Source organism: Paraburkholderia sp. BGA-UO-ETr-F12, from assembly GCF_059567945.1.
Genome location: NZ_JCAQOZ010000053.1, coordinates 1 through 25,715 on the forward strand (window position 1 = coordinate 1; position 25,715 = coordinate 25,715).

General features: G+C 62.5%; 21 protein-coding genes and 1 riboswitch. Of the genes, 7 read left to right on the plus strand and 14 right to left on the minus strand.

The window, feature by feature from the left end:
• Window positions 1–562: 562 nt before the first annotated feature.
• The 3 genes from leuA to AC57B6_RS23875 form a co-directional block, all read right to left on the minus strand.
• On the minus strand, window positions 563–2,281 hold the full coding sequence (leuA, locus tag AC57B6_RS23865) for a 2-isopropylmalate synthase (RefSeq protein WP_406867354.1): 1,719 nt from the start codon (window positions 2,279–2,281) through the stop codon (window positions 563–565).
• Window positions 2,282–2,617: 336 nt separating this feature from the next.
• On the minus strand, window positions 2,618–3,487 hold the full coding sequence (locus tag AC57B6_RS23870) for a class I SAM-dependent methyltransferase (protein ID WP_046568424.1): 870 nt from the start codon (window positions 3,485–3,487) through the stop codon (window positions 2,618–2,620).
• Window positions 3,488–3,614: 127 nt separating this feature from the next.
• On the minus strand, window positions 3,615–4,268 hold the full coding sequence (locus tag AC57B6_RS23875; RefSeq protein ID WP_046568426.1) for a cadmium resistance transporter: 654 nt from the start codon (window positions 4,266–4,268) through the stop codon (window positions 3,615–3,617).
• A gap of 297 nt (window positions 4,269–4,565) precedes the next feature.
• Between AC57B6_RS23875 and AC57B6_RS23880 the strand changes: the two genes are divergently transcribed.
• Window positions 4,566–5,117, plus strand: a complete 552-nt coding sequence (locus tag AC57B6_RS23880) for a hypothetical protein (protein WP_028200380.1) — start codon at window positions 4,566–4,568, stop codon at window positions 5,115–5,117.
• Between the two features lie 159 nt (window positions 5,118–5,276).
• Here the strand turns inward: AC57B6_RS23880 and AC57B6_RS23885 are convergent, their stop codons facing one another.
• The 4 genes from AC57B6_RS23885 to AC57B6_RS23900 form a co-directional block, all read right to left on the minus strand.
• Window positions 5,277–7,133: a glycosyl transferase family 1 gene (locus tag AC57B6_RS23885; RefSeq protein WP_216749537.1), complete on the minus strand. Its 1,857-nt coding sequence runs from the start codon at window positions 7,131–7,133 to the stop codon at window positions 5,277–5,279.
• A 150-nt stretch (window positions 7,134–7,283) separates the two neighbouring features.
• Window positions 7,284–8,576: a DUF3443 domain-containing protein gene (locus tag AC57B6_RS23890; protein ID WP_496422222.1), complete on the minus strand. Its 1,293-nt coding sequence runs from the start codon at window positions 8,574–8,576 to the stop codon at window positions 7,284–7,286.
• Window positions 8,577–8,636: 60 nt separating this feature from the next.
• Window positions 8,637–9,056: a DUF2844 domain-containing protein gene (locus AC57B6_RS23895; RefSeq protein ID WP_370577228.1), complete on the minus strand. Its 420-nt coding sequence runs from the start codon at window positions 9,054–9,056 to the stop codon at window positions 8,637–8,639.
• Window positions 9,057–9,333: 277 nt separating this feature from the next.
• On the minus strand, window positions 9,334–9,579 hold the full coding sequence (locus tag AC57B6_RS23900; protein ID WP_496422223.1) for a hypothetical protein: 246 nt from the start codon (window positions 9,577–9,579) through the stop codon (window positions 9,334–9,336).
• On the opposite strand from AC57B6_RS23900, the gene bamC reads away from it, so the two are divergent.
• Entirely contained in the window at window positions 9,578–10,810 is a 1,233-nt protein-coding gene (gene bamC, locus AC57B6_RS23905; protein WP_028200376.1) for an NlpB/DapX family lipoprotein, read from the plus strand. The two genes, AC57B6_RS23900 and bamC, sit on opposite strands and share 2 nt — an antisense overlap.
• Before the next feature lie 872 nt (window positions 10,811–11,682).
• Here bamC and AC57B6_RS23910 read toward each other — a convergent pair.
• The 6 genes from AC57B6_RS23910 to AC57B6_RS23935 form a co-directional block, all read right to left on the minus strand.
• Entirely contained in the window at window positions 11,683–12,609 is a 927-nt protein-coding gene (locus tag AC57B6_RS23910) for a DMT family transporter (protein ID WP_496422224.1), read from the minus strand.
• 321 nt (window positions 12,610–12,930) lie between these two features.
• Window positions 12,931–14,529, minus strand: coding sequence for an L-lactate permease (locus AC57B6_RS23915; protein ID WP_030101625.1), 1,599 nt, complete (start codon window positions 14,527–14,529; stop codon window positions 12,931–12,933).
• Window positions 14,530–14,791: 262 nt separating this feature from the next.
• Window positions 14,792–15,304: a hypothetical protein gene (locus AC57B6_RS23920; protein ID WP_496422225.1), complete on the minus strand. Its 513-nt coding sequence runs from the start codon at window positions 15,302–15,304 to the stop codon at window positions 14,792–14,794.
• A gap of 264 nt (window positions 15,305–15,568) precedes the next feature.
• Entirely contained in the window at window positions 15,569–15,781 is a 213-nt protein-coding gene (locus tag AC57B6_RS23925) for a YMGG-like glycine zipper-containing protein (protein WP_028200372.1), read from the minus strand.
• A gap of 277 nt (window positions 15,782–16,058) precedes the next feature.
• Window positions 16,059–17,990, minus strand: coding sequence for a phosphomethylpyrimidine synthase ThiC (gene thiC / locus AC57B6_RS23930; protein WP_028200371.1), 1,932 nt, complete (start codon window positions 17,988–17,990; stop codon window positions 16,059–16,061).
• Window positions 17,991–18,171: 181 nt separating this feature from the next.
• A riboswitch (TPP riboswitch) is annotated at window positions 18,172–18,290 on the minus strand.
• A 154-nt stretch (window positions 18,291–18,444) separates the two neighbouring features.
• A complete protein-coding gene (locus AC57B6_RS23935) occupies window positions 18,445–18,855 on the minus strand; it encodes a GreA/GreB family elongation factor (RefSeq protein WP_028200370.1) in 411 nt (136 codons plus the stop codon).
• Window positions 18,856–19,384: 529 nt separating this feature from the next.
• Between AC57B6_RS23935 and AC57B6_RS23940 the strand changes: the two genes are divergently transcribed.
• From AC57B6_RS23940 to AC57B6_RS23960, 5 genes are all read left to right on the plus strand, one after another.
• Window positions 19,385–20,227 carry a DUF1223 domain-containing protein gene (locus AC57B6_RS23940; protein WP_496422226.1) on the plus strand — a complete coding sequence of 281 codons (843 nt, stop codon included), beginning with the start codon at window positions 19,385–19,387 and terminating at the stop codon, window positions 20,225–20,227.
• Between the two features lie 45 nt (window positions 20,228–20,272).
• Entirely contained in the window at window positions 20,273–20,911 is a 639-nt protein-coding gene (locus AC57B6_RS23945; RefSeq protein ID WP_496422227.1) for a cytochrome b/b6 domain-containing protein, read from the plus strand.
• Between the two features lie 43 nt (window positions 20,912–20,954).
• A complete protein-coding gene (locus tag AC57B6_RS23950; RefSeq protein ID WP_235429612.1) occupies window positions 20,955–21,758 on the plus strand; it encodes a molybdopterin-dependent oxidoreductase in 804 nt (267 codons plus the stop codon).
• A gap of 121 nt (window positions 21,759–21,879) precedes the next feature.
• Entirely contained in the window at window positions 21,880–22,113 is a 234-nt protein-coding gene (locus AC57B6_RS23955) for a pentapeptide MXKDX repeat protein (protein WP_278500081.1), read from the plus strand.
• 367 nt (window positions 22,114–22,480) lie between these two features.
• Window positions 22,481–23,410 carry an EamA family transporter gene (locus tag AC57B6_RS23960; protein ID WP_028200365.1) on the plus strand — a complete coding sequence of 310 codons (930 nt, stop codon included), beginning with the start codon at window positions 22,481–22,483 and terminating at the stop codon, window positions 23,408–23,410.
• Between the two features lie 117 nt (window positions 23,411–23,527).
• On the opposite strand, the gene AC57B6_RS23965 is transcribed toward AC57B6_RS23960, so the two are convergent.
• Window positions 23,528–25,627 carry an oxidoreductase gene (locus AC57B6_RS23965; RefSeq protein WP_496422228.1) on the minus strand — a complete coding sequence of 700 codons (2,100 nt, stop codon included), beginning with the start codon at window positions 25,625–25,627 and terminating at the stop codon, window positions 23,528–23,530.
• Between the last annotated feature and the right edge of the window lie 88 nt (window positions 25,628–25,715).

The window sequence follows — 25,715 nt, forward strand, 5'->3', positions numbered from 1 at the left end:
ACTGTTCAAGCAGCTCGGCGGGAATTGCCGGCAGGTCTACCGGCTTGGCTTTCGGTTTGCGAGGCATAGTCACTCCTTGGCGACATGTTATGCCTCAAACACGAAATTACTGACAGGCCCACGCTGACGCACAGCTTGCCGGACGAATGGACAGCGCAGGGAGGCTGACGGGGGGCAAAACCAGAACGAAAACGCCCGAATCAGCCACCGGTAAAAAATAAGCGGGGCGCCGAAGCGCTCCAAAAAATACGACAGCACGAAACCAGCACCCACTGGTTTGCTGGCAGACCTTTCCGGCGAGCGCGCAGTGCGAGTCGGGAGGTATGACTGCTTTGTCACTGAGGTGGAATGTGCGAGGAGACAGATTCCAGATGCACCACTACCGCGGCTGTGCGGGGGACCCGCTTAAGAGCTAGCGGTGTAAAGCCGCTTTCTTTTGCCTACTTTTCTTTGCGGCAGGCAAAGAAAAGTAGGTGCCGCCCCGCACAGGGGCAACACTAATAGACCACTAACAAAGCAAGGAAAGGCCAAAGGCTAAACACCAAAGGCCAGAACCGATAAATCAAACCACCACCCGCTCCACATCATCCCTCAACGCAACATCAAAAAACCGCCCTTGTGCCTCAGCACCAGCCCTCACATAAGCCCGATTAACCCCACTAATCACAGCCCGAATCGAAGCCGTGACAAGGTTGGCATCGATGCCAACTCCAAAAGCACTCCCAACCACATCAGCCCCGGCCATCTCGGCGACAGCCACAGCACGAGCATCGGCACCCTGAGTCAAAGCCCGCTCCTCATAGTGCTGAATCCGCACAGGCACACCAATCGCGTGCATCAACGCATCAAGCGGCCCATTCCCTTCGCCATTCAGCACGCGCCGCGAGCCATTGATCTCGACGGTGAGCTTGATATGCTCACGCCCATCGTGTTCAGACAGACTATGTCCAACATAGTGAATCGGCGCAGTACTGCGCACATACTCCTGCTGGAACAATTCCCAGATCTGCGAAGGCGTAACTTCCTGACCGCTGTCATCGGTAAACTGCTGCACAGCAGAGCTAAAATCGACCTGCAAGCGCCGCGGCAGCACCACCCCATAGCTCTGCTCGAGCAAGTAGGCAATCCCGCCCTTACCGGACTGACTATTCACGCGAATCACCGAATCATAGGTGCGACCGAGATCGCTCGGATCGATCGGCATATACGGCACTTCCCACATCGCATCCGGTTTCTGCACAGCAAAACCCTTCTTGATCGCATCCTGATGCGAACCGGAGAACGCGGTGAACACGAGATCGCCGACATACGGATGACGCGGATGCACCGGCAACTGCGTGCATTCCTCGGCGGTACGCGCGACTTCATTGATATTCGAAAAGTCGAGTTCAGGATCGATGCCCTGCGTGTAGAGATTCAACGCCAGCGTCACGAGATCGACATTACCGGTGCGCTCGCCGTTGCCGAACAAACAGCCTTCGATCCGATCCGCTCCAGCCATCACAGCCAGCTCCGCGGCAGCCACCGCGGTACCCCGATCGTTATGCGGATGCACCGAAACGATCAACGAATCGCGACGCGCAAGATTGCGGTGCATCCATTCGATCTGGTCGGCGTAGACGTTCGGCGTCGCCATTTCCACGGTAGCGGGCAGGTTGACGATCGCTTTGTGCTCGGGCGTCGGCTGCCAGATATCGAACACGGCGTCGCACACTTCCTTGGCGAATTCGAGTTCGGTGCCGCTGAACACTTCCGGACTGTATTGCAGCGTGAAGTGGGTTTCCGGCGCGGCATCGGCGAGACGCTTCATGGTGCGCGCCGCATTCTGTGCGAGTTCTTTCACGCCGCTCTTGTCGAGGCCGAATACGATACGGCGGAATTCGGGCGCGGTGGCGTTGTACAGATGGACGATGGCGCGCGGTACACCACGCAAGGATTCGAAGGTGCGTTCGATCAGGTCGTCGCGAGCTTGCGTCAATACTTCGATCGTAACGTCGTCGGGGATATGACCGCCTTCGATCAACTCGCGGACGAAATTGAAGTCGGTTTGCGAGGCAGACGGAAACGCGACTTCGATTTGCTTGAAGCCGATCTGCACCAGCGTCTTGAACATGCGCATCTTGCGTTGCGCGTTCATCGGCTCGAACAGCGCCTGATTGCCGTCACGCAGATCGGTACTCATCCAGATCGGCGCACGCGTAATGCTGCGCGACGGCCACTGGCGGTCCGTCAAGTTGATGGGCTTGAACGAGCGATATTTGGTAGCAGGGTTTTTCAACATTTTCATCATCCTTGGGATCGATCAACCTGGGTGTCGACCGGACGACGAACAGACAAAAGCATGGCCGCCGGTCGGAAACCGGGGCTGGGTCAGTTACTGGGGAATTGAGCGGTGCTTCGGGTGTTTCAGATGGAAGCGCGCAGCAGCAGACCTAGCCCGGTAGAGCGGGCTAGTAGTAGCGATAGGGTGGTCTGGGCGCGGTACATAGTGCGCAATATGAACATACTATTGAGATCGCGTCAAGCGGAGCGCACCAAGGCGTGGGCCGGCCGGAGGAGGCTTATCGTGCCGGGCAGCGCGCTGGGACTGCTCTGGAACCCGAGCGCGGCAAGCCTGTCACCTGGGCTTCACGAAACGCAAGGTCATGCGGTCCGATTCGCCGATCGCTGCATATTTCGCCCGGTCGACGTCATGGCCTTTATACGTGGGCGGCAGCGACCATACGCCATTCGGATAATTTTTCGTGTCACGTGGATTGCTGTTCACCTCGCTTTGGGCGGCCAGTTCGAACCCTGCCGCGCGGGCGTGCTCGATGACATAGGCTTCGGTCACATAGCCGCTGTCGATGGTCTGTTGCAGGGAGGTGCCCGGCGCCGCGCGATGTTCTTCGACACCGAGAATGCCGCCCGGTTTAAGTGCCGCGTAGAAGGCACGCAGGTTCGCGTCGATCTCGCCGTCCTTGATCCAGTTGTGGATATTGCGGAACGTCAGCACCTCGTCGACGCTGCCATTGGCCGGAAAACCACTGAACTGGCCGGCGCGCAGCGTGCCGACCACCACGTTGCCGTAGATAGCCGGCGTGTTCGCCAGCTTTTGGGCGAAAGAGGCTCGGCCGGCCTGTTCTTCGGCCGCCGATGCGGCGTCCGGGCTGTCGTATTGCGCTTCGTACAGTTTGCCGTGGTCGTGCAAATAGGGCGCGAGTATTTCCGTGTACCAGCCTCCGCCCGGCGCGATCTCCAGTACGGTTTGCGACGACGCCACTTCGAAGAATTGCAGCGTTTCCTTCGGATGGCGGTAGATATCGCGTGCACGGTTCCTGTCGCTGCGCTGTGGCCCGGAGATTGCCGCATCGAGCGCGGCGGAATCGGCCGCCGTGGAAGAGTTCGACGTGGCCGGGGCGGCGCAGGCGGCCAGCAATAGCGCTGCGCTCAGGGTTGCGAGTGTGGCGCGCAGTGTGCGAGCCTGGGGCGTGGGGTAGAGGTCCATGGGCTCATTATCGGGTGCGATCCGCCCGGAAAGAAATCGCCAATCGGCATAACGATATGCGCTGGCGCTATTTGCCGCGACCGCATCGCCCGCCCCACGCCTGTTCCACACCCGCCCCACGCCTGGTTCAGATTCCGAACACAATCCGCAACGTATCGTTTTCCACGATCACAGAGACGCCGATTATCAGCAGGATCAGCGGCAGCAATGCGGTACCGTAGCGCCGGATCGGCGCGCCCAGCAACGGATGCTCCACCAGCCAGACCGCGCCCGCGCACCAGATGCCGATCATGACGACGAAGATCAGCGAGATGAACATGCCCTCGCTATGCGAATGACTTGCGTACAACGGCACATAGACGGCGACATTGTCAGAGCCGTTGGCGAGCGCGACGCAAGCCACGGTCCACCATGACGAGCCGGCGCCGGACGAAGCTGCCTTGGTCGAAGTAGTCGGTCTGGCCGGTGCATTCGTGCGCGCGACGGTGCGCGCCTCGATCTCGCGATCCGCGTTGCCGGGCCGAAAGCGCGTCCAGGCTTTGCTCACTCCCACGCCGATCGGCAAGATGCCGAGCAGGCCGACGTAGCCGGTGGGTAACCGTTCCAGCAGCGCGGCAAACAGCATCGCCCCCGCGATCAGGGCGAGCGAACCGGCGAACTGGCCGGTGATCACGCGTCGCCGCTGGCCGCCTGCTTCCGCAAGGAAAGCGAGCAGCACGAAAAGGTTGTCGATATTGGTGGCGGCATAGGCCGCCACCGAGAGCAGGGCAAGGCTGAGCATGCGGGAAAGGGAAGCGGGTCAATCACGGTGGAAAAACGGATCTGCACCCGCGAAGCAGCTTCAGCCGGAGAAACAGCGAAAACAACAGCGCGCCGCGGGCACGGGGCCGGTCAACACGATGCCGATGCCGGGCGTTGTGGTCAAGCCGTCTCTTTGTCCGGCGCGATGTGTGCGTCTCGGGCTCGATGCGTCTGCGTACTGTGCTGTGTCGCGCCTGAGCCGTTTTCATGGCTGGAGGAATGCCGGCCCGTCAGCCCGTAAGCTACAATTGCCGACGGCTTGAAAAACGGAACATCAATGAAGATTCGGATTATCTCTATCGCTTGCATGACGACCGCTGCCGCTTTGCTGGCGGCCTGCACGGCCGTCTACAAGAACTCGGATGCATGCGAGCAGTTGATGCGAAGCAAGCTGGCTGAATCGTCGCCGGATACGCTCAAGGTCAGCCACAAGGGCGTCGGCATCGATGGTTCGCGGGTGGTTGTCGAAGGATCGATCGAGCATGTGGTGACGGCCTCCGAGGTTGCGGCTTCGGCGGCCGCTTCCGCCGCACAGGCGGCGAAGGCGCCGCGTCCGGCCTCCGGTGCGCACGGGGCGTCCGCCGTTTCGGTGGTTTCCGCGGCCTCAGGCGCTGTGGCTGCGTCGAGCGCGATGGCTGGCGTGGCTTCGGACGCTATGGCCGCTTCGAGCGCCGTCGTGACCTCGGTGAAGCCGGTGAAGCCGAAAAAGACCACCACGGCCGCGGCCGCCGAATGCACGTTCCACGGCTCGACACTGGCCTTGTTCAGCTGGTTGGCGCCGGCAAAGCTGGCCTCGCCGCCTGATCCGGCCAGCGAAGCCACCGAGTAACAAGGCAATTGCGGTCCGGCCGGTCCGGGTACTTCATGCTGTGCACAACGCGTAAGGTCCGATTCCGATTCCGCTGGCGCCGGACAAGTGTCGATGCGTCCCTCAGGCCATCCTCTGGGTCAACCCTCAAGCCCCCGGCCAACCGTCAAGCCGCCCCATTCATGAGGCGGCTTTCGTTTTGTCCAGCAGTTTCAGCACACTTTCGCCGAACGCCTGCGGCCTCCCTTCAAAGCAGCGCTGTACGGCGTGTGTATCGATCAGGCGCTGCCGCAATGCAGTGCGCTCGTCGTGCTGGTCGATCATGCGTACGGCCGTGGCGATGTAAGCCTCGACGCTGTCCGTGACGGTCCACGACGGCATGCCCACGCGCTCGAACAGCGCGCCGTCGATCTGCTCGAATACCTCCGGCCCGCGTTTGCATACGCCCGGCAAGCCGAGCGTCAATGCATCGACGATACCGTTGGTGTTGCCGAACGGAAACGGGCTGAGGAACAGGTCGGATTGATTGACGCGCGCCAGATACTCAGCGTAGCCATGAAAGTCATGTACGACGGCACCTGGCACCGCTCGCACGACGACGTTGCGCAGATGGTCGAACTGCAGACCTGAGGGCACGCCCGTCATGAAGTGAAACTCGATGGGCGTCACGGCGCGCGTACCGATCTCACGGCACGCGTCGAGAAAGCCGGGATTGAGCTTCATCGCGCTGGCCGTGACAACGACTTGCAGTGTCTCGCGCGACGGCGGAATCCGCGCGACGATGTCCGGCAGCGCGACGGACGGCCGATACGGCTGTCCGTCTTTAGGCAGCTTCATCAACTGTTCGCTGAAGCAGGCAGGGTCGCCGACATAATCCTCTTCGACGCTGATGTAGTCGATCTTGTCGGAATGCGTGGTGGCCGGATGGCCGAGCGCGGCAATCTGCAATGGCGCAATGCGCAGATTGGACATGAATACCGTCAGCACGAACATGCCGACGCTCGGCATATACAGCACGTCCGGTTGTTCGGCCTCGGCAAAGTCGCGAATCGTCTTCAGGCATTCGCCGATGTATTCCGGCTCCTTCAGTTCGATGAAGCGGTCGAAGATTTTCCGTCCCGCTTCGTCGACAGCGTAATCGAAGCCGAAGCCCACCACCTCGAAATGTTCGCGCGCGGCTTCGAGCGTACGCGAGTGCGTGCGGTAGATGGAATGCGCGCCGGTGAACCACTCGAGCATGACTAGCATCACGGGCTTCCTGCCGCGCCGCGATTTGCCCTTGGCGGGCGTGCGTTTCGGTGCGGGCAGGTCGGTGAGGCCGAGTTGCGCGAGCTTGCGGCGCACCAGCACATTGATGTCCTGCTTGATCGCATGGCGCCGCGGCGTATCGGCATAGCTGCAGAACATATAGGCGTTGTGCAGCACGGCGGAGGGCAGATCGTCGAGGTCGTCGATTTGCTGCAGTTTGCCCGGCAGCCACTCCAGCAGCGCCTCGCGCTTCAGATGCGCGCTCGGGGTGCCCTTGGAGACCGGCGCCAATAAAACGAGCGCGAGTGAGGCCGCGAGGGTTTTGTCGTAGGCCCAAAGGGCGGCAAAGTCGAGTTCCAGTTCGGACTCGGTCGAATAGAGCACGCATAGCTTCTCAATGAAGCTGTCGCCCGGCAGAAACTGGGCGTTCGCCGGGCCACGAGGATTCAGGTAACGGGCGACGTGGTCCGCATTGCCTGACGCGGTGGCCGAGAACAGCAGGCCAATCCATTCGTGCAGTGTGAGCAGTAATTTAAAGCACGCAGGTGGCAGCTGAAAGTCAGGGTCGGCGAACAGCGTTGACACCGCGCTCGTCAGACGCGTGCAGAAACGTTGACGTTGCTCTTCGGGAGACAGGTCGATCAGACCCGAGGCCTGGAAACTTTCATCCAGCTCGCCGCGCGTTTGCTGAAGGCGTGCGAGCAGGGTGACGAGCTGGAGCGAGGCCTGAACATGCTGTTGCGTGTATACGAGTTGCTCGAAATGGTCGAGCGAAAAAGTGGTTTCCATCGTTTGACTAATATTAGCTATGCGGGACTAACGATATTGAGATGACGTTAGCCAGAAACGATGATTATTGCAGTCGGGGCGTATCAATTAAGTCGTGGATGACGATTGCGGAATTTTCCGCGCGCGAAAATCCGATTTGATATCAAGCACTCAGAACGCGTAATACGGACCCGGGCCGGCCGAGGTGGCGCGCGACGCGATCGCCGTATAGACCCGCCGTCCGAAAAAGAACGGCAACCCCCAGCCGAAGCTATTGCTGGCGATTCCAGCCAGATTGCTGAACGCGTTATTCGCGGATGCAAACAGCGCCCTCGAATTGCCGATCGCAAACGACACGGTATGTGACGCGCCATCGGTACCCACGATCGAGGCGCTTGCGGTTTGCGTCGAGCCCGGGCAATACCAGTAGCCGCACTGCGGCAACTGGGTATTGCGCAAGAAGAGTGCGTTCGAGCCGCTGTCGATGTAGCTCAGCGCATACGTCTGTCCGGCGCTGCTGGTCGCTACGTAACCCGTCTGCGGATTGGCCTTGAGCACACTTGCACCGCCGAGCGTGTTGTTCGCCTGGGTGCCGATGCCGAAAATCATCGAACCCGATACGTTGGCCGCGCCCGCGTCGGCGATTGCCGGCAGGTCGATCACCACGCCGTTGTTGTCGAGCGGGAATTGGCTCACTGGATTGGTGACCTGTTGCGCGAGCGCTTGCGTAGTCGCGACGCAGGCGCCACTGCTGTCGCAGCTGTAATACCACCGGGGCAAAGCGGTATTGACGCAGCCGCTGCCGCAGTCGGCCGCGAACAGGCCGACGCCGAGAATGCCGTTGGCGCGCAGGCTCGCGACGCTCAGCATCGACGGCCCGGAACCGGCGCAACCGCTGGGCACCGTGGGCAGCGCGGGGTCGGCGATCAACTGGATCGGAATCGAGGCGGCCAGTTGACCGGCCATGCGCACGTCCGCGCTGCGCACCGAGCCCCACGCATAGCCGCCGCCGAACACCGCGCATTCCCCGCTCAAGCCGCCGCCCGAACTCACCGCTGCGAGCGGGAGGCTGGCCGGCAGTGCGGAGGCGAGGATCCGCAAACCCTGCGAGCCGGTGTCGACCTGAATATTGTCGATCGTCGCGCAGTTGCTAGTGCCGGGCTGGCAGACGGTGACGCTGGTCGTCAGCATATTGCGCGTCAGACCCGGCGCCGTAGTGACTGCGATCGGCTGAACATTTGGCGTGTTCGACTGCGGCACGCTTGTGCCCGTGCCGGCATTGGGCGCCGCGGACGGTGCGCTGGCGCCTGACGAGGCGCCTGACGGGGCGGCGGCCGGGCTGCTGGCCGGGCTGGCTGCCCCTGCCTGTGACGAGTCGGTACTGCTGCTGCCGCCGCCACCGCCGCAACCGGCGAGCGCCGCGCTGAGGAGCAGCAGGGCGTGGAGATGAGAAGAGGTATTCATGATTTTCCGGCAGTCGAATCGTCGAAGCGTTTTCTTGATGGCGTGCGATGCGGCGCAAACTCAGCGCAAATCGCTGGCGGCGACGCCGGGCGGCAAGGCCGCCGGCAGCCACGCGCGACCCACATAGCCACGCATCGGACCGCCGGATTCCACGATCACGTCGGGGCGCACCACCCGCGACGCGTGCAGATTGCCGTCCGGCGCCAACCCGGCGGCGCCCGTGCGGTAGGAGCCTGCGTACGGCCCCAGCAACGCGCGCAGATCCGGCATGGTCGGGCCTTGCCACGTGTAGGCGATGATCTGGCCAGTACTGGTGGCGTACTCGTTGATGGTGGTATTGCCCGCATCGGTCAGCGTGCGCAGGCGTAAGGCGCCGTTCAGCAAAGTTTGCGGCGCGGTGCCGGTCGAATCCGTCGGGATGGGCATCGTGCCGCCCAATTCGGCGCGCGCGCCTGTGCCGACACACAGCAGGGCAGCCATCACGGTGCGAATGGCGAAGGCCGGTGAAAAACAGGGAATTCGCATGGCAACCTGCCTCGCTATTGGAGAGCCCGAAACACTGGGACCGTTCAAGTCTTATTGAGATGTCCAATTCAAGATAACACTCAGGTTTCCTGATCGTTATCGGAAGCACGATGCGGCGCGGCGGTTGATCTCAAAAATAGGATGTGAAAAGCGCGAAAAGTGTCTTTTAAAACAAAGGTCTGACAATAAAGTAGGGCACTTCCTACAAGTGTTTGAGAAGTGTTGTGAACTGTTAAATTCGCGCCTGGAGGGGTGGGTCACAACCCGCCGGGCGGGGCAATTTTTGCAACCGCAGGCTTGCGCCGCGCAGCGATTCATCGGTATCCGGGTAATTCGCCGTGAGGTGGGATTGGCCGGCGGCGTGCTGCTTATTTCGTGAGCAAACCCGGGTTTTTGCACATGTCTCGCCGGGATCGGTAAAATGTTGGGTTGATCCACGGAAACTTGCCGTGGCGTAGCGGAAGGATTCCTCGAACATGACTGATCTTCGTCTTACCAAGCGGTTTGCAGTAATGCTGATGGCAGGCGGTCTGGTCGCCGGCTGCGGCACCTCGTCGCCGACCAAAATCGACTACAAAAGCGACTCCAAGTCGAAGCAAGTGTCACTTGCCGTACCGCCGAACATGATCGATGAGACGTCCGATCAGCGTTCGTTGCCCCCGCAAGGCGGCGAAACCTCGCTGTCCACGCTCAAGCAGGTCCAGGCGCAAGCCCCCGCTGCCAACACCCTGACGGTCGTGCCGCCGGTGAAGGGCATGCACATCCAGCGCGACGGCACCGAAAGCTGGCTCGTGATCGACAACAAGGCGCCCGACCAGGCGTGGGCGCAAATCCGCCGTTTCTGGCAGGAGCAGGGCTTCCTGCTGGTGGTCGACCAGCGCGACAAAGGCGTGATGGAAACGGACTGGAACGAAACCCACGCGCAGATCAACGACGGCCTGATCCGCAACACGCTGTCCAAGGCAATGGGCAACAGCTATGTGAGTTCCGAGCGCAACAAGTACCGCACACGCCTCGAAGCGGCGCCGAACGGCGGCACTTATGTGTTCATCAGCCAGAAGGGCATGCGCGAGGCGATCACCGGCACCAACAACGATTCGACCAAGTGGGAAGCCAAGCCGAACGATCCGGGGCTCGAGCAGGAATATCTGAAACGCCTGATGGCAGCGCTGGCGCTGGCCGATTCGCGCGCGAAGCCGGCCGATACGCAAAGCGCCGATCTCTCGCCGGCGGGGGCGCAAGCTGCGCCGAACGCGGCTACGGCGGGTGCGAAGTCGGCGGCTGCGGCCAATGCGGCGCAGAACGTCGCGTTGTCGGCACAACAGCCAATGCCGGACGACTCGGGCAACAACACGTCGGCACAGTTCTCGTCCACCGAGTTGACGCTCGGCGAGCCGTATGACCGTGCGTGGCTGCGTGTGGGCCTTGCGCTCGACCGCAGCAACTTCACGGTTGACGATCGCGATGCAAGCCGCGGTTTGTACTTCGTGCGCTACGTCGATCCGAAGGATCTGAGCTCGGCGGAACAGGGCTTCTGGAGCCAGGTGTTCCACGGCAAGAAGGAAAAGGTCGCCAAGCAGTATCTCGTGAACGTCCGCGCGGTAACGCCTGACCAGACCCGCGTGGCCGTGGTCGACAGCAAGGGCGCGATCGACGAAAGTCCGCAGGCCAAGCAGATCATGAGCCTGATGGTCGACCAGTTGCACTGACCGATTCGTAGCAAGCAGCGAACGCTGTCAGAAAACCCGCCCGGTGCGTAGCCCGGGCGGGTTTTTTTATGACCGCGCAGCCTCTTGTCCCGCAAGCCGTTCAGACGCCCTGATGACGCGCACGTGTTTTGCTTCTTGTCTGAAACACCGGTATGAACCGGCGCTCAACGGGGAGATGGCTATGTTCGACGTGATTCCTTACTGGATGTGGGCAGCGAGCCTGCTCATCCTGGCGCTTGTGTGCGGGGCCGCGCTGGCGCCGCGCGAGACGCGGCGGCCAATGGGTCTGCGGGTCAGGCATAGGGCGTCGCATCGTACGAAATGGCCGGCGCCGTGATGGTCGGCCCGCTTCAAACGTATGAAGCGGGCTCGCGCGGCCGCCACTGTGCGGCCGCATGTAACGTGACGTTACCCCGGTGACGTAACTCGCAAAACCCCTCCCGCCAATCCTTTGCCATCCCTTTCGGCGCAAAAAATGACAATAATAATCAATAGTTTGCGGGCGATTTCTCGTGAAACTGCGTAACTGGCACGCAATCTGCTCTTAAAGACTCATGGGGCCGGATTCGTAACATTCGACATGAATGACGCGAGTCAGCGGCGAGTTTCGAAACAGCGAGCCCCGGACCTTTTCAGCACCGGCGAACGAACCGGTGCTTAGCCCGATGATGGCCGGCGCGCGTGGCGCGCGGCCTCGGTGGCCCCGTCGCCTATCCTCGTAGGGCGACGGTTTCGCCCGCACTCCAACGGAGTGCGGGCTATTTTTTTGGGTCGTTGAAATGAGATGCCAGGCTGCCGGGGCGGCGAACGGCGCGGCACGGGGCGGGACGGGAAAGCGGCGACGCCAAGGCAGGCGTCGCGCGAGGCGGTTTTCAGGTGTCGGCGCGGCGCGCTCCGGTCCAAGGCAGACGCTTGACTACACCCGTGGCGAGCGCGGTGCCGACGAGGATTACGCCGCAGCCTTCCAGCATGCCCAGCGACACGGTTTCGCCAAGAAACAGCGCACCCCACAGAATGCCGAACACCGGAATCACGAAGGTCACGGTAATCGTGCGTGCCGGTCCCACCACCGAGATCAGATGGAAGAACAGCATGTAGGCGACGCCGGTACATGCCACGCCCAGCGCAATGACCGCGCCCCATGCGTGCAGCGAGATCGGTGCGGCGGGCCAGTAGATTACGGCGAGCGGCAGCAGCACGATGGTGGCGCCGGTCATCGTGCCGGTCGCGACGGTCAACGCGTCGACGCCGGTCAGGTGGCGCTTCGTGAAATTGGCGGCGATGCCGTACAGCAGGGTGGCGCCGAGTGCCGCGGCGGCCGCGAGCGCGGTGCTCAGCGGGGTGGCGGCCGAGCCGTTCGGTGCGGCGATCTGATCCCACACCAGCATCAGGACGCCGAGAAAGCCGATCACGAGCCCGGCGGTGCGCAGCGCGCTCAGGCGATCGCGCAGCCATAGAAAGCCGACGAGTGCGCCCCACAGCGGTGTCGTCGCATTGATCACGGACGTCACGCCCGCCGACAGCGTCAGCTCGGCATACGCGAACAGGCAGAACGGCGCCGCCGAATTCAGAATGCCAACCACCAGCAGCGGGAAGGCGTGACGGTGCAGGATCGTTGCGGACTGCTGCAGCGGCCGCCGTGCGACCAGCACGATGGCGAGGAAGACCGCGCCGATGCCGACCCGCAACGCCATCAGCGGTGCGACGCCGAAGTCGGTCACGCCGACGCGGATAAAGAGGAACGAGGCGCCCCATAGGGCGGCGAGGATCAGCAACTGGAGCAGGTTTCTGGCATTCATTGTCGTGGCGCCGCGCGCGGTAGAGTCGAGACGCATGGACATCGTAGCAGCCCGATTGCGCAAAACGTTTCAGGCTGGAGTGAAACAGCAAGATGCGGGAGAGGCCGGCGTCGGGCTATCGTGATGCTAAGCGCGAACGAGCCGGCCGCAAAACGAGCAATTCTCACGCTGATGTGAGAAAAATTGCGGTGAGAGACGCATGAAAAAGAAGGCGGCGCCAACCCTGCCGCGGTTGGCGCTCCTTGAGCATGAGTTATTTTGCGGTCGCCGCAGATGCTGCGGCAACCACCCATGCTGCCTCGCGCGGCTCGAATGCCTGCCTCAGTGCGGAATCATCCCTTGCAGGAAGTTCTGCTGCACCCACACCAGCACGCCGAGAATCACCGTCAACAGAATCGAATGCTTGAAGGTCTTGGCGAACACCACGCCCTCCTTGCCTTTGAGTTCGGTCGTCGCCACGCCGGTCGAGATGTTTTGCGGCGAGATCATCTTGCCCATCACGCCGCCCGACGAATTGGTCGCCGCCATCAGGATCGGGTTCAGGTTCAGTTGATGGGCCGCTACCACCTGCAAGTTGCCGAACAACGCGTTGCCCGACGTGTCGCTGCCGGACAGGAACACGGCGACCCAGCCGAGGAACGCCGATATCAGCGGGAAGAACGGTCCGACCGACGCCGCCCCAAGCCCGAGCGTGTAGGTGAGCCCCGAGTAGTTCATCAGATAGGCGAGCGCGACGATGGTCGCCACGGTCAGAATCGCGATGCGTGTCTGGACCCAGGTGTCGACAATGGCCTTGCCAAATTCACCGATCCCGAGACCCGTCACGAGCGACGTGATGATGGCGGCGACCAGAATCGCCGTGCCGGTGGCCAGCGGCTGGAAGTCCCAGATCGCGCCGTACGGCGTGTTGTACAGGGTGATGTACACCGCCTTGTCGAGGCCCGGCCACGGAACCTTGACGTCGCCGATCAGGAAGATCTTGGCGATGGTCCAGACGATCACCACCGCCGAGACGATGATCCACGGATACCAGCCCTGGCCGCCGCTGATCTTGCCGCGCACCTCGCCCACGCGATCGATGTTGATCGCGAACTTCGGATCGACGGCGGGCTTCCATACGCGCAGGAACGCGATCGTCAGGATCAGCGAGACCAACGACGACAGCACGTCGGTCAGACTGTAGTTCACGTAGTTCGCCGTGATGAACTGGGTCAGCGCGAAGCTTGCGCCCGACACCAGCAGCACCGGCCATACGCGCAGCATGTTGCGAAAGCCGGCATACACGCCGATCACGTAGAACGGCAGCAGCAACGCGAAAAACGGCAACTGCCGTCCGACCATCTTGGCGAGCGAGTCTGCCGGCAGGTGAGTAACCGCGCCGAGCACCGTGATCGGGACACCGAGCGCGCCGAACGCGACCGGCGCCGTATTGAAGATCAGCGTGAAGGTGAGTGCTTCGAGTGTGGGGAAACCCAGCAGGATCAGCAGCGAACTGGTGATCGCCACCGGCGTGCCGAATCCGGAAATCCCTTCGAATAACGCGCCGAAAGAAAAGCCGATCACCACCAGCACGACGCGGCGGTCGTTCGGCAGGTTATCGATCATCCACATGCGAAAGGCGGCGAAGCGGCCCGAGCGCTGCGAGATGTTGTAGAGCAGGATCGCGGTGAACACGATCCACATGACGGGCCAGCACGCAAACACCGCGCCGTTGGCCACTGAGGCGGCCGCGAGTCCGACCGGGAACTGCCAGACGAAGATCGCCACGATCAATCCGACGATCAAACCCGCGAGCGACGCCTGCCAGGCCGGCCGACGGGCCCAGCCGAGCAACAGCAACACGACGATGATCGGCAAGGCCGCGACGAGGAACGACAGCAATAGCGAATTGCCGACTGGAGTGAGTAGTTGGTGAAACATCACGTCTCCTTCGTTGTTGTTCGAAATCGACGCGGACTACGCATTGCGGGGCGCGTCGCTCTGGCAGGACGGATGGGCGCCGGCGGCGCATACAGGACGCGCCGGGTCGCTTATTTAAACAAGTACTGCGTGTGGCTTTCCCAAGCATAGAGCCCGGTTGGGAAGCGTCAAGAAGGGTAAGTACGGGCGAACGAGAGACGGCCGCGCCGGGGGCCTGTGAGCGGGGATTGTTGCGGCGCGACGAACGCGAGACGGGGGAGCTTCAGTGCCAGTGGCCGTGTCCGCCGCCCCAATAGCCATGGCCGCCGCCCCAGTAGCCGCCAAAGCCTACGCCGATCGAGACCGACGGACCGTACCAGCCGGGGTAGCCGTAATAAGCGGGATACACCGGCGGCGGATAGTAGGCGGGATAGGCGGGGTAGGCCGGAGCCACGTAGACGGGCGGGGCGGCAGCAACGGTATAAGCCGGCGGCGGATTTTGCTGCGCGTTTTGCGCCTGCTGGGCTTGCTGCTGCGCCGACGATTGCTGCGTCAGTTGTGCCGCCTGTGGATCAGGCGGGCCGACCTGCACGTCCTGTTGCGCTGTAGTGGCGGGGACCGTGGCGTAATACGGATAGTAGCCACCCGGATAGTAACCGTATGGGTAGTAGCAGCCGGACAGCGTCAGCACGCTGACTGCTGCGCTGAGCGCGAGCCTGGTGTGTGAAATACGGGAGAAACGGCGCGGCAGTGGCTGGCCGATCATGCCAGGCGTGGTGATGTTGCGGGACTTCATGACGCGCTCCTGTTGCAAACCGACGCCGCCATGCGGGGCGTATTGCCTTGAGCTTACGCCCCCGTCGCGTTCGCAGGATTGCAAAACCGTAACGGCTTATTTCACGTCGTTGCAAAAACGTTGTTCGGCGCAACCGGCATGGCGCCCGTCGCCTTTACGATGTGCCGCGCCCGCCGGTTCGTTGCTGCGTGCAGCTTCGTTCTTCATGATGGGCTGAAACAGTTGGCCCCGTGCGCCGTCGTATCGAGAACGCCTCCTTACCGCTTATTTGCCGACCTGATTACCGATGATACCGCCTGCCGCCGCACCACCCAGCGTCGACAGTGCATTGCCGCCGATCAGACCGCCTGCGGCGCCGCCGACACCAGCGCCGATCACCGTATCGCGTTGCCGGGTCGTCATGTTGTCACACGCGGAAAGACTTGCGACAACAGCGACGATCGTCGCGAGCGCACCGAGTTGACGAATCGATTTCATGATGCTGACTCCGTTCATTGTGTCTGGAAGGGGTTGCCTGTAAATGGACTGATCATGCCGTCCTTACACTTGATCTTATCGCCGCAATCCGTATCCAGATGTGTGAGCTTGTCAGTGGATTGTCGGTTTCGTAATCAAATGTTTCCCTTTTGTCAGCATGCGGCGTGCCCGCCGCGCAGAAACGCAAAAGCCCGCCAGTGGCGGGCTTCGGTGCTGCAGTGCGGTGCTGCGGAAGGTCTGGATGGCGGGCGCATGCTAACGCGCCCACGATCCCACCTTACTGCCGCTGATAGATCTCAGCACCCTTCTTCATGAACTCGATCGACTTCACTTCCATGCCTTTCTTCAGCGCGTCGTCGTCGGAGAGGCCTTGTTGCGCGGCGAACTCGCGTACGTCCTGCGTAATCTTCATCGAGCAGAAGTGCGGGCCGCACATCGAACAGAAGTGCGCGACCTTGGCCGAATCCTTCGGCAGCGTTTCGTCGTGGAATTCGCGCGCCTTGTCCGGGTCGAGGCCGAGATTGAACTGATCTTCCCAGCGGAATTCGAAACGCGCCTTCGACAACGCATTGTCACGCACCTGCGCGCCGGGATGGCCCTTCGCCAGATCGGCGGCGTGCGCAGCAAGCTTGTACGTGATGATGCCGGTCTTGACGTCGTCCTTGTTCGGCAACCCAAGGTGCTCCTTCGGCGTGACGTAGCAGAGCATCGCCGTGCCGAACCAGCCGATCATCGCTGCACCAATGCCCGACGTGATGTGGTCGTAGCCCGGTGCGATGTCCGTGGTCAACGGTCCCAGCGTGTAGAACGGTGCTTCGTCACACCATTCCAGTTGCAGGTCCATGTTTTCCTTGATCAACTGCATCGGCACGTGGCCCGGGCCTTCGATCATCGTTTGCACGTCGTGCTTCCACGCGATCTGCGTGAGTTCGCCGAGCGTCTTCAGTTCGCCGAGCTGCGCTTCGTCGTTGGCGTCGTAGATCGAGCCGGGACGCAGGCCGTCGCCGAGCGAGAAGGCCACGTCATACGCCTTCATGATTTCGCAGATGTCTTCGAAGTGCTCGTACAGGAAGCTTTCCTTATGGTGCGCGAGGCACCACTTCGCCATGATCGAGCCGCCGCGCGAGACGATGCCCGTCATGCGCTTCGCCGTGAGCGGCACGTATTGCAGACGCACGCCCGCGTGAATCGTGAAGTAATCGACGCCTTGTTCGGCCTGTTCGATCAGCGTGTCGCGGAAGATTTCCCACGTCAGGTCTTCGGCCTTGCCGTTGACCTTTTCGAGCGCCTGATAGATCGGCACCGTGCCGATCGGCACCGGGCTATTGCGGATGATCCACTCGCGCGTTTCGTGAATGTGCTTGCCGGTGGACAGATCCATCACCGTGTCGCCGCCCCAGCGGATCGCCCACGTCATCTTGTCGACTTCTTCGCCGATCGAGGAGGTCACCGCCGAGTTGCCGATGTTCGCATTCACCTTCACGAGGAAGTTGCGGCCGATGATCATCGGCTCGCTTTCCGGGTGGTTGATGTTGTTCGGGATGATCGCGCGGCCGCGGGCGACTTCCTCGCGCACGAATTCCGCGGTGATTTCCTTCAGGCCGTCGGGACCGAATGCGCTCGCACCGAACGCCTGGCCCGGATGCTGGCGGCCCATCATCGCGGCGAGTTTTTCGCCGTTCGGACCGCTTGTTTTCAGGCTTTCCAGATACGCGGCGCGTTGCTGGTTCTCGCGAATCGCGATGTATTCCATTTCCGGCGTGATGATGCCTTTGCGCGCGTAGTGCATCTGCGAGACGTTCTTGCCGGCGATTGCGCGGCGCGGCGTGCGGTGCAGGCCCTTGAAGCGCAGATCGGCAGTAGCGGTATCGGCGGCGCGCTCGCGGCTGAAGTCGCTCGACAGGCCCGTAAGCGCTTCCGTGTCGCCGCGCTCTTCGATCCACGCCTGACGCAGCGCGGGCAGGCCGGCGCGAATGTCGATCCTGGCTTCCGGATCGGAGTAGGGGCCCGACGTATCGTAGACGTAGACCGGCGGGTTCTTCTCGCCGCCAAAGCTATCCGGCGTATCCGCCTGGGAAATCTCGCGCATCGGCACGCGAATGTCGGGCCGCGAGCCGGTCACGTAGACCTTGCGCGAATTCGGCAGCGGGGCGACAGCGGCGGCGTCGACGTGGGCGTCGGCGGAAAGAAACTTCGGATTGGCGTTCATGCGTATCTCCTCTGTCGACCAGAATCGGCGCGTTATCGCCTTACTCCGGTCCCAAGCAACTTGTTGCGGTCAACGAGAGTTGGCGCTTTGGCGCCGACCCCCGGTTTCCCAGGTGTGGGGCGGCTAAGCAGGAGACGAGATGGAAGTTGTCGGATTCGCGAGAGATGAAACGGTAGACCAGCTGCGAAATCCGTACGCTTCCCTGCGCTGGCATTATCCAGATCAGGTTCAAAGGGTATTTCTCACCCACGCAACACGGACCTCCAACCTCCGTGCGACGCAGGACCCCCGCGTTAGCAGCGCACACGATACACCGCCCGGGCGTTGCTTGGCAACCCGTCTTGAAAAAGTCAGATAGCGGAGATAACACCGGTCAGCCGCGCTCTATTCTTATGGTGAAAGGGCTGCCGGGAATGATGCGGCGCAGCAGTTCTGCGTCGCGAATGCGTGTTGCCTAGAGCGTGAAGTCGTCAGCGGCTTCGGGCTGGAACAGGATTTTTTCGAGCTTCAGCACTTTCTCCGTGCCGCTCGGCGGCGTGAAGCGGATGCGTTCGCCGCGCTTGGCGCCGAGCAGTGCAAGGCCGACCGGCGAGAACACGTTCAGGCGGCCTTGAGCGAAATCCGCGTCGGGCGGATAGACCACGGTCCAGGTCATCTGCTCGCCGCTGGTTTCGTCCACCAGCGTGGCTTGCGAATTCATCGTCACGACGTTCGCGGGAATGTCGCGCGATTCGACGATCACGGCGCGCTCGAGCACGTCGTCGAGCATGTCTTGCAATTTGGCTTCGGCGCCGGGCGCGGCCGCATGCTTTTCAAGACGGGCGACGTCGAGCTCGGTGAGATAACAGGTTTTCGTCTTTTTCATGACGGGTTCTCCAATTCGATCTGCATGTAAAGGGACTGCGTGCGGATGAGATCAGCCCGGAGCCCGACAACGCGGCTCCGGTAATGGAGGGAGCTGCGTCAGATCGGGCGCCGGGCGGCGAGAAGCGGGAGCGTTCGGGATGGCTGGCCGGCCTGGGGCGTCGCGATGTCCGCGCGCGCGCAGCCGGTTGCGCGGCGGGGGCGCAAACGGGTGAGAGCACGGGAGAACGGAAAACGCATTGGGGTTGCCGGCGGATAACAAAGGGGTTGGGGTAGGGCGCGCCGCAAAGAAAGCTTGATCGACGCGACCGAAAGGTGAATGCTAGCACGGGCCGCCATGTCTCTTTAAGCGCCGCCCGCAGAGGCCGTGCGGGCAAGGCGCGGCATGGCCGAACCGCATGGATCTGTTCGAGGACAGCATGAAATGGCCGGCACCGCGGGCGGCTACCCGAACTAAAATAAATATCAGAACTGGCTGTCATAAGTGGTCTCATCGTTCGACAAACGTGCAGATCCTGATGGAGCACGCCATGCGAACCGTACGAACCCGCCACGCCACCCGGCATGCCGGCCGCGATATCAACCGCGCAATCGCGCTGGCCGTCGCGCTGACGACCCTCGTTGCCAGCGGTCTGGCAACCGCAGCCGGTGCCGTATGCGCGTCGCACAGCCCGTCGCACCGCGTGGCGCTTGTCGAGCTTTACAGCAGCGAGGGCTGCAACAGCTGCCCGCCGGCCGACAACTGGTTGAGCCAATGGAAAAACAGCGGTGCGACCCAAAGCATCGTGCCGTTGGCTTTACACGTGGACTACTGGAACAGCCTCGGCTGGACCGACCGCTTTTCGCAGCATCGCTTCACCGAACGTCAGCAAACCCTGACCGATCTCGCCAGCGGCCACACGATCTATACGCCCGAGGTCTTCGTATCGGGCCGTGAATTGCGCGGCTGGTCGCAACGCGGCAGTTTTCAGAGCCGCATCGAACAGCTTGTTGCCGAACCGGCCCAGGCGAATGTCGCGCTCGAACTGAAACCGCAGGCGAAGGGCGCGTTCAATGTCGACGCCCAATTCACCAGCAAGGCGGCCGACGCCGGCGGCACATTGAATGCCTACGTCGCGCTCTATCAGAACGCGTTGAACTCGCAGGTCAAAGCCGGGGAAAACAACGGCGCCACGCTGCATCACGAACGCGTCGTGCGGCAATGGATCGGCCCCGTGCCACTGGTTGCCGGTCACGCGCAAATCCACCGCGATCTCCACATCGACGATGCCGACGCCAACGCGCCCGCCGACACCTTCGGCGTTGTCGCTTTCGTCGAAAACGCCGCGACCGGCGATGTGTTGCAGGTCGGCGAACTGGCTGCCTGCCACTGATCGCGCGACAGCCTCGCAGCGCTTCTCATTTCATCGGAGATTCTCATGGCAACGCCTCATGCTCTTAGCGACACCGCTCCGCCCGCGACGCCGAAGAGCGGCGCGATTCACCCGGTGTGGGTGCGCGTTACGCATTGGCTCAACGCACTCGCGGCCATCCTGATGATGCTGTCCGGCTGGCGCATCTATGACGCGTCGCCGATCTTCAAAAGCTTCACGTTTCCCACGGCGCTCACGCTCGGCGGCTGGCTCGGCGGCGCGCTGCAATGGCACTTCGCGGCGATGTGGCTGCTGGTTTTCAACGGCCTGCTGTATCTCGCGCTGAACCTGGTCAGCGGGCGATTCGTGCGCAAGTTCCTGCCGGTTTCGCCCCGTGCCGTGCTGCACGATTTCGTCGCCGCACTGACCGGCAAGCTCTCGCACGCCGATCTGCGCGTCTACAACGCGGTGCAGAAACTGGCCTATCTGTTCGTCGTCTGCGATCTGATCGTGCTGGTGCTCTCCGGTCTTGCGATCTGGAAGTCGGTGCAGTTTCCGCTGCTGCGCGAATTGATGGGCGGTTACGACAACGCACGCATCGTCCACTTCTGCGCCATGTCGTTGATGGCTGCGTTCATCGCCGTGCATCTGGTGATGGTGGCGCTCGTGCCGCGTTCGCTGCTGGCGATGCTGCGCGGACGCTAAGCGGTCAATCCACGGATACGCAAAGCTCTAAGGATATCGAATCATGTTCAAATCTGAATCCAGTGCCGATCGAAAGCCCGCTTCGATGCCCGACGACAAGCTCGACCGCGAGTCGATCCTGATCGACGCCCGGCGCGAACTCGCGATGCCGTCGCGGCGCCTGTTCGGCAAGCGGCTTCTGACGCTCGGCGGCCTGTCGATGCTGACGGGCTGCTCGCTGACCGACAACGATTCGGTCAACGCATTCCTCACGGCCGTGTCGCGTCTGAACGACCGCGCGCAGGCCGCGCTGTTCGATCCGAAGCAACTTGCGCCGACCTACACCGAAGCGCAGATCACGCGGCCGTTTCCGTTCAACGCGTTCTACGGTATCGAGGACGTGCCCGACGTCGACGCCTCCGACTACAAGCTGAAAATCAGTGGCCTCGTGACCGGTCAGCGTGTCTGGACTTTGCCTGAGTTGTACGCGCTGCCGCATGCCGAGCAGATCACGCGGCATATCTGCGTGGAAGGGTGGAGCGCGATCGGCCGCTGGGGCGGCACGCCGTTTGCCGATTTTCTGCGGCGCATCGGCGCGGACACGAGCGCGAAGTACGTGGGCTTCAAATGTGCCGACGACTACTACGAAAGCATCGACATGCCGACCGCGCTGCATCCGCAAACGCTGCTCACCTTCTCGTATGACGGCGAGCGTCTGCCCGCGAAATACGGCTTCCCGATGAAGCTGCGCATGCCGACCAAGCTCGGCTACAAGAATCCGAAGCACATCGTCGAGATGTTCGTCACCAACACGTACCCTGGCGGCTATTGGGTCGACCAAGGCTACAACTGGTTCGGAGGCTCCTGACGCGCGGGTCGGCGCGTGCCGGTCCGCACGCGCGACCCCGGGCGGCAGAAGCTTCGGAAGTACCCCGGTGCCCGCTGGACGCCGGCTTAGATTCACCATCCATAACGAAACGGAGTTTCCCATGAAAAAGTTCGCAATCGCAGCAATGGCCGTCGCCCTCCTGACCAGCGGCGGCGCCGCGTTCGCTCAGGCAAGCGGCGCGATGTCCAACGACGCCATGTCCAAGGACACCATGTCGAAAGATTCGATGTCCAAAGACCACATGAAGAAGAACACGATGAAGCACGACAAGATGAAAAAGAGCGGCGACGCGATGGGCATGAAGCACGAGGCATCGGGCGCGATGGCCAACTGAGTGTTGCCGACGATGCCGGTCACATAGTTCGGGCGCCGGTTTCACACTCAAAACGAAAGCCGGGGATGCGTCCCCGGCTTTTCTGTTGCAAGTACGCAAAAAAGTTACGATTCTTTCAAGCGGTGCGGTGGGCGCTTACTGCATAATGCGGCGTCGCGCCCGTTATTTGGCGCGTGTTAGCCGCGGATCGACTCCTTTCGACCGCCGCGGCGTTGTGGCCCCATTGGCCATCTATCGTCTTTCCGTTCCACCGACATGTCCGCCAGCCTCGCCCGTCAGACCGCATCGCCGATGCGGTGTCCGCCATCCCGCCACCGGGTCTTCAGCGGGGGCGCAGCACCTCGAGCGGCATGGGCGGATTGAACGCATGTCGCCGCAACTCCCTAGCCGTTTTCCGCGTGGTTTTCCGATCCGTTTGCCGCAGTCCCGCAACGGACAGATCGCGCTCGCGCTCGCCGTCGTTTATCTCGTGTGGGGTTCGACCTATCTCGCCGTGCACGTCGCCCTTGGTTCATTTCCGCCGTTGCTGCTCTCGGGGCTGCGCAATCTGTTTGCCGGGGTAGGGCTCTTCATTTTCGCGGTGCGCCGCAATCCGGTTTGGCCGAGCGCCGCTGAAATCCGCAATGCCGGCCTGGTCGGCACGATGCTGGTCGGTTTGTCGAGCGGCATGCTCGCCTACGGCATGCGCACCGTCGGCACCGGCACCGCGGCCGTGATGGTCGCGACGGTGCCGCTGTTCGCGACCGTGATCGCGGCGGTGGCGGGGCGCAAGATCGGCCGGGGCGAGTGGTTCGCGGTCGGCCTCGGGCTGGTGGGCATCGCGATCCTGAGTCACGGCGATAGCGCGCCGGGATCGGCGGGCGGCAGCCTCGCGATCCTGTGCGGCGCGCTGTTCTGGGCCGGCGGCGCGCACCTGGCCGGCCGGCTGAAACTGCCCTCGGACCTGTTTCTATCGACGTCGCTGCAGATCGGTCTCGGCGGCGCGATGTCGACGATGGTCGCCTGGGTGTCCGGCGAGCGGATGATGGAAGTGCATTTTCTGCCGGTGCTGGCCTTCGTCTACCTGATGCTGATCGGCACGATGGCCGCCTACGTCGCGTACGGTTTCCTGATCCGGCATACGAGTCCGATCATCGCCAGTAGCTGCATGTACGTGAACCCGGTGGTCGCCGTGGCGCTCGGCGCGTTGTTGCTCGGCGAACCGGTCACGCACTCGACGGTCATCGCGACAATCGTGATTCTGGCTAGCGTGGGGTTGTCTTTCTGGTTCGATTACCGGAAGAAGGGGCTTGCCTGAAGACAGACGGCGGGCTGTTCAGGTAGCCCGCCGCCTGTGCGCCTATGTTCAGTCTCGGCGCGCTTCGCAGCATCGGAACGCGTCGACCCTCGTCGCGTTCCACCGCGTTTCCTCGCTTCAGAGCGACGCCGCCACTTCCGCGCCTTCGCGAATCGCGCGTTTCGCGTCCAGTTCGGTTGCCACCTTTGCGCCGCCGATCACGTGATAGCGCGCAGCGTTCGCGTCATTCGAAGCTTTAACGCCGGCTCCGCTGTTGACCCCATTCGAGCCGCTTGATCCACTCGCCGTTTGAGCGGCAGTTTCCGGCACCAGCTCCCGCAAGGATTCCTGCCCCGCGCACACCACGATCGTGTCAACTTCGAGCCATTCTTCGACACCCTCGCGCGCGATCTTCAAGCCGCGTTCGCTGATTTCCAGATACGACACCCCGCCGAGCATCTTCACGCCGTTTCTTGCCAGCGTCGCGCGATGTACCCAGCCCGAGGTTTTGCCGAGCCCCATACCGAGCTTGCCCGGCTTGCGCTGCAGCAGCCAGATTTCGCGGACCGGCTGCGCGGGCGCCGGCGCTTTCAAGCCGCCGCGTTCCTGCACCGTGAGATCGACACCCCATTCGTCGAGCCAGGTATCGCGCGGCATCGGCAGAGGGTCGCCGGCGCGATGCAGCAAAAATTCGCTGACGTCGAAGCCGATCCCGCCCGCACCGATCACCGCGACACGCCGTCCCACCGGCGCGCCGCGCAATACGTCCACATAAGACAGCACGTTAGCGCCGTCGATGCCGGCAATCGCCGGGCTACGCGGCACGATGCCCGTGGCGACGATCACGTCGTCGTAGCCGCCTGCGGCAAGCAGCGCCGGATCGACGCGTGTTTCGAGCCGCACGTCGACGCGGTGCCGCTGTAACTGGCTCTGAAAATAGCGGATCGTCTCGCTGAACTCTTCCTTGCCGGGCACGCGCATCGCCAGATTGAACTGGCCGCCGATGGTAGCGCTCGCATCGAACAACGTCACGCGATGGCCGCGCGAAGCCGCAACAGTCGCGGCGGAAAGTCCCGCCGGCCCGGCGCCGACCACCGCAACCGAACGCGCTGCCTGCGGGCTCGAGACCGGCCGGTAGATCAGCTCGGTCTCGCGTCCCGCGCGGGGATTTACGAGGCAAGTCGCGCGCTGGTTCTTGAACGTGTGGTCGAGGCAGGCCTGATTACAGGCGATACAGGTGTTGATTTCGTGCGCGCGTCCCTCGGCGGCCTTCACTACGAATTCGGGATCGGCGAGCAGGGGCCTTGCCATCGACACCAGATCGCCCGCCCCCTCGGCGAGCAGTGCCTCGGCGACTTCGGGCGTATTGATGCGGTTCGATACGATGACCGGCACTTTGACCGCAGCCTTCAGGCGCGCGCTCAGCGCGGCGAACGCGGCACGCGGCACCGAGGTCACGATGGTCGGCACCCGCGCTTCATGCCAGCCGATGCCCGTGTTGAACATCGTCACGCCGGCGGCTTCGAGCGCCTGGGCGACCTGCACGGTTTCTTCCCAGGTGTTGCCGCCTTCGACCAGATCGATCAGCGAAAGCCGGTACACCACGATAAAACGTTCGCCGCATGCCGCGCGTACGCGCTCGACGATCTCGCGCGCGAGCCGCATACGGTTCTCGATGCTGCCGCCGTAGCGGTCGGCGCGCCGGTTCGTACGTGGACACAGGAACTGGTTGAGCAGATAGCCCTCGCTGCCCATGACCTCGATGCCGTCGTAACCGGCGCGCTGGGCAAGGCGCGCGCAGCGGGCATAGTCGCGCACGGTCCGGGCGATACCGGCTTCGGTCAGCGCGCGCGGTTTGAACTTCGAGATCGGCGATTTGAGAGCGGATGCGGACACGACGAACGGCTGGTACCCATAGCGTCCCGCATGCAGGATCTGCAATGCGATCTTGCCGTTTTCGGCATGCACGGCCTCGGTCAGCAAGCGGTGATTGCGCAAATCGAACACCGAATTCAGCGTGCCGCCGAAGGGCAGCAGCCAGCCCTGCCGGTTCGGCGAGATTCCGCCCGTAATGATCAGACCGACTCCACCCTTCGCACGCTCGCGGAAATAGGCCGCCAGCTTCGGGTAATTCCAGAAACGGTCCTCCATGCCGGTGTGCATCGAACCCATCACCACGCGGTTGCGCAAACGGGTGAAGCCGAGGTCGAGCTCGGCGAGTAAGTGTTGGTAAGACATGCAGGGACCGTGTAAGTATGGGTTGTGCGCGAACAATACACTGCCGAACACACCAACTATCCGAAGAAAAATTCTAATCCGCGTAACG

What these genes read in the sequence shown, in the direction of transcription:
- AC57B6_RS23890 (WP_496422222.1), bottom strand. Translation starts at nt 8,576, where the DNA reads ATGAATACCTCTTCTCATCTCCACGCCCTGCTGCTCCTCAGCGCGGCG.
- AC57B6_RS23875 (WP_046568426.1), bottom strand. Translation starts at nt 4,268, where the DNA reads ATGCTCAGCCTTGCCCTGCTCTCGGTGGCGGCCTATGCCGCCACCAAT.
- thiC (WP_028200371.1), bottom strand. Translation starts at nt 17,990, where the DNA reads ATGAACGCCAATCCGAAGTTTCTTTCCGCCGACGCCCACGTCGACGCC.
- AC57B6_RS23960 (WP_028200365.1), top strand. Translation starts at nt 22,481, where the DNA reads ATGTCGCCGCAACTCCCTAGCCGTTTTCCGCGTGGTTTTCCGATCCGT.
- AC57B6_RS23920 (WP_496422225.1), bottom strand. Translation starts at nt 15,304, where the DNA reads ATGAAGTCCCGCAACATCACCACGCCTGGCATGATCGGCCAGCCACTG.
- AC57B6_RS23900 (WP_496422223.1), bottom strand. Translation starts at nt 9,579, where the DNA reads ATGTTCGAGGAATCCTTCCGCTACGCCACGGCAAGTTTCCGTGGATCA.
- AC57B6_RS23925 (WP_028200372.1), bottom strand. Translation starts at nt 15,781, where the DNA reads ATGAAATCGATTCGTCAACTCGGTGCGCTCGCGACGATCGTCGCTGTT.
- AC57B6_RS23955 (WP_278500081.1), top strand. Translation starts at nt 21,880, where the DNA reads ATGAAAAAGTTCGCAATCGCAGCAATGGCCGTCGCCCTCCTGACCAGC.
- bamC (WP_028200376.1), top strand. Translation starts at nt 9,578, where the DNA reads ATGACTGATCTTCGTCTTACCAAGCGGTTTGCAGTAATGCTGATGGCA.
- AC57B6_RS23880 (WP_028200380.1), top strand. Translation starts at nt 4,566, where the DNA reads ATGAAGATTCGGATTATCTCTATCGCTTGCATGACGACCGCTGCCGCT.
- AC57B6_RS23910 (WP_496422224.1), bottom strand. Translation starts at nt 12,609, where the DNA reads ATGAATGCCAGAAACCTGCTCCAGTTGCTGATCCTCGCCGCCCTATGG.
- AC57B6_RS23965 (WP_496422228.1), bottom strand. Translation starts at nt 25,627, where the DNA reads ATGTCTTACCAACACTTACTCGCCGAGCTCGACCTCGGCTTCACCCGT.
- AC57B6_RS23950 (WP_235429612.1), top strand. Translation starts at nt 20,955, where the DNA reads ATGTTCAAATCTGAATCCAGTGCCGATCGAAAGCCCGCTTCGATGCCC.
- AC57B6_RS23940 (WP_496422226.1), top strand. Translation starts at nt 19,385, where the DNA reads ATGCGAACCGTACGAACCCGCCACGCCACCCGGCATGCCGGCCGCGAT.
- AC57B6_RS23895 (WP_370577228.1), bottom strand. Translation starts at nt 9,056, where the DNA reads ATGGCTGCCCTGCTGTGTGTCGGCACAGGCGCGCGCGCCGAATTGGGC.
- leuA (WP_406867354.1), bottom strand. Translation starts at nt 2,281, where the DNA reads ATGTTGAAAAACCCTGCTACCAAATATCGCTCGTTCAAGCCCATCAAC.
- AC57B6_RS23885 (WP_216749537.1), bottom strand. Translation starts at nt 7,133, where the DNA reads ATGGAAACCACTTTTTCGCTCGACCATTTCGAGCAACTCGTATACACG.
- AC57B6_RS23915 (WP_030101625.1), bottom strand. Translation starts at nt 14,529, where the DNA reads ATGTTTCACCAACTACTCACTCCAGTCGGCAATTCGCTATTGCTGTCG.
- AC57B6_RS23945 (WP_496422227.1), top strand. Translation starts at nt 20,273, where the DNA reads ATGGCAACGCCTCATGCTCTTAGCGACACCGCTCCGCCCGCGACGCCG.
- AC57B6_RS23935 (WP_028200370.1), bottom strand. Translation starts at nt 18,855, where the DNA reads ATGAAAAAGACGAAAACCTGTTATCTCACCGAGCTCGACGTCGCCCGT.
- AC57B6_RS23870 (WP_046568424.1), bottom strand. Translation starts at nt 3,487, where the DNA reads ATGGACCTCTACCCCACGCCCCAGGCTCGCACACTGCGCGCCACACTC.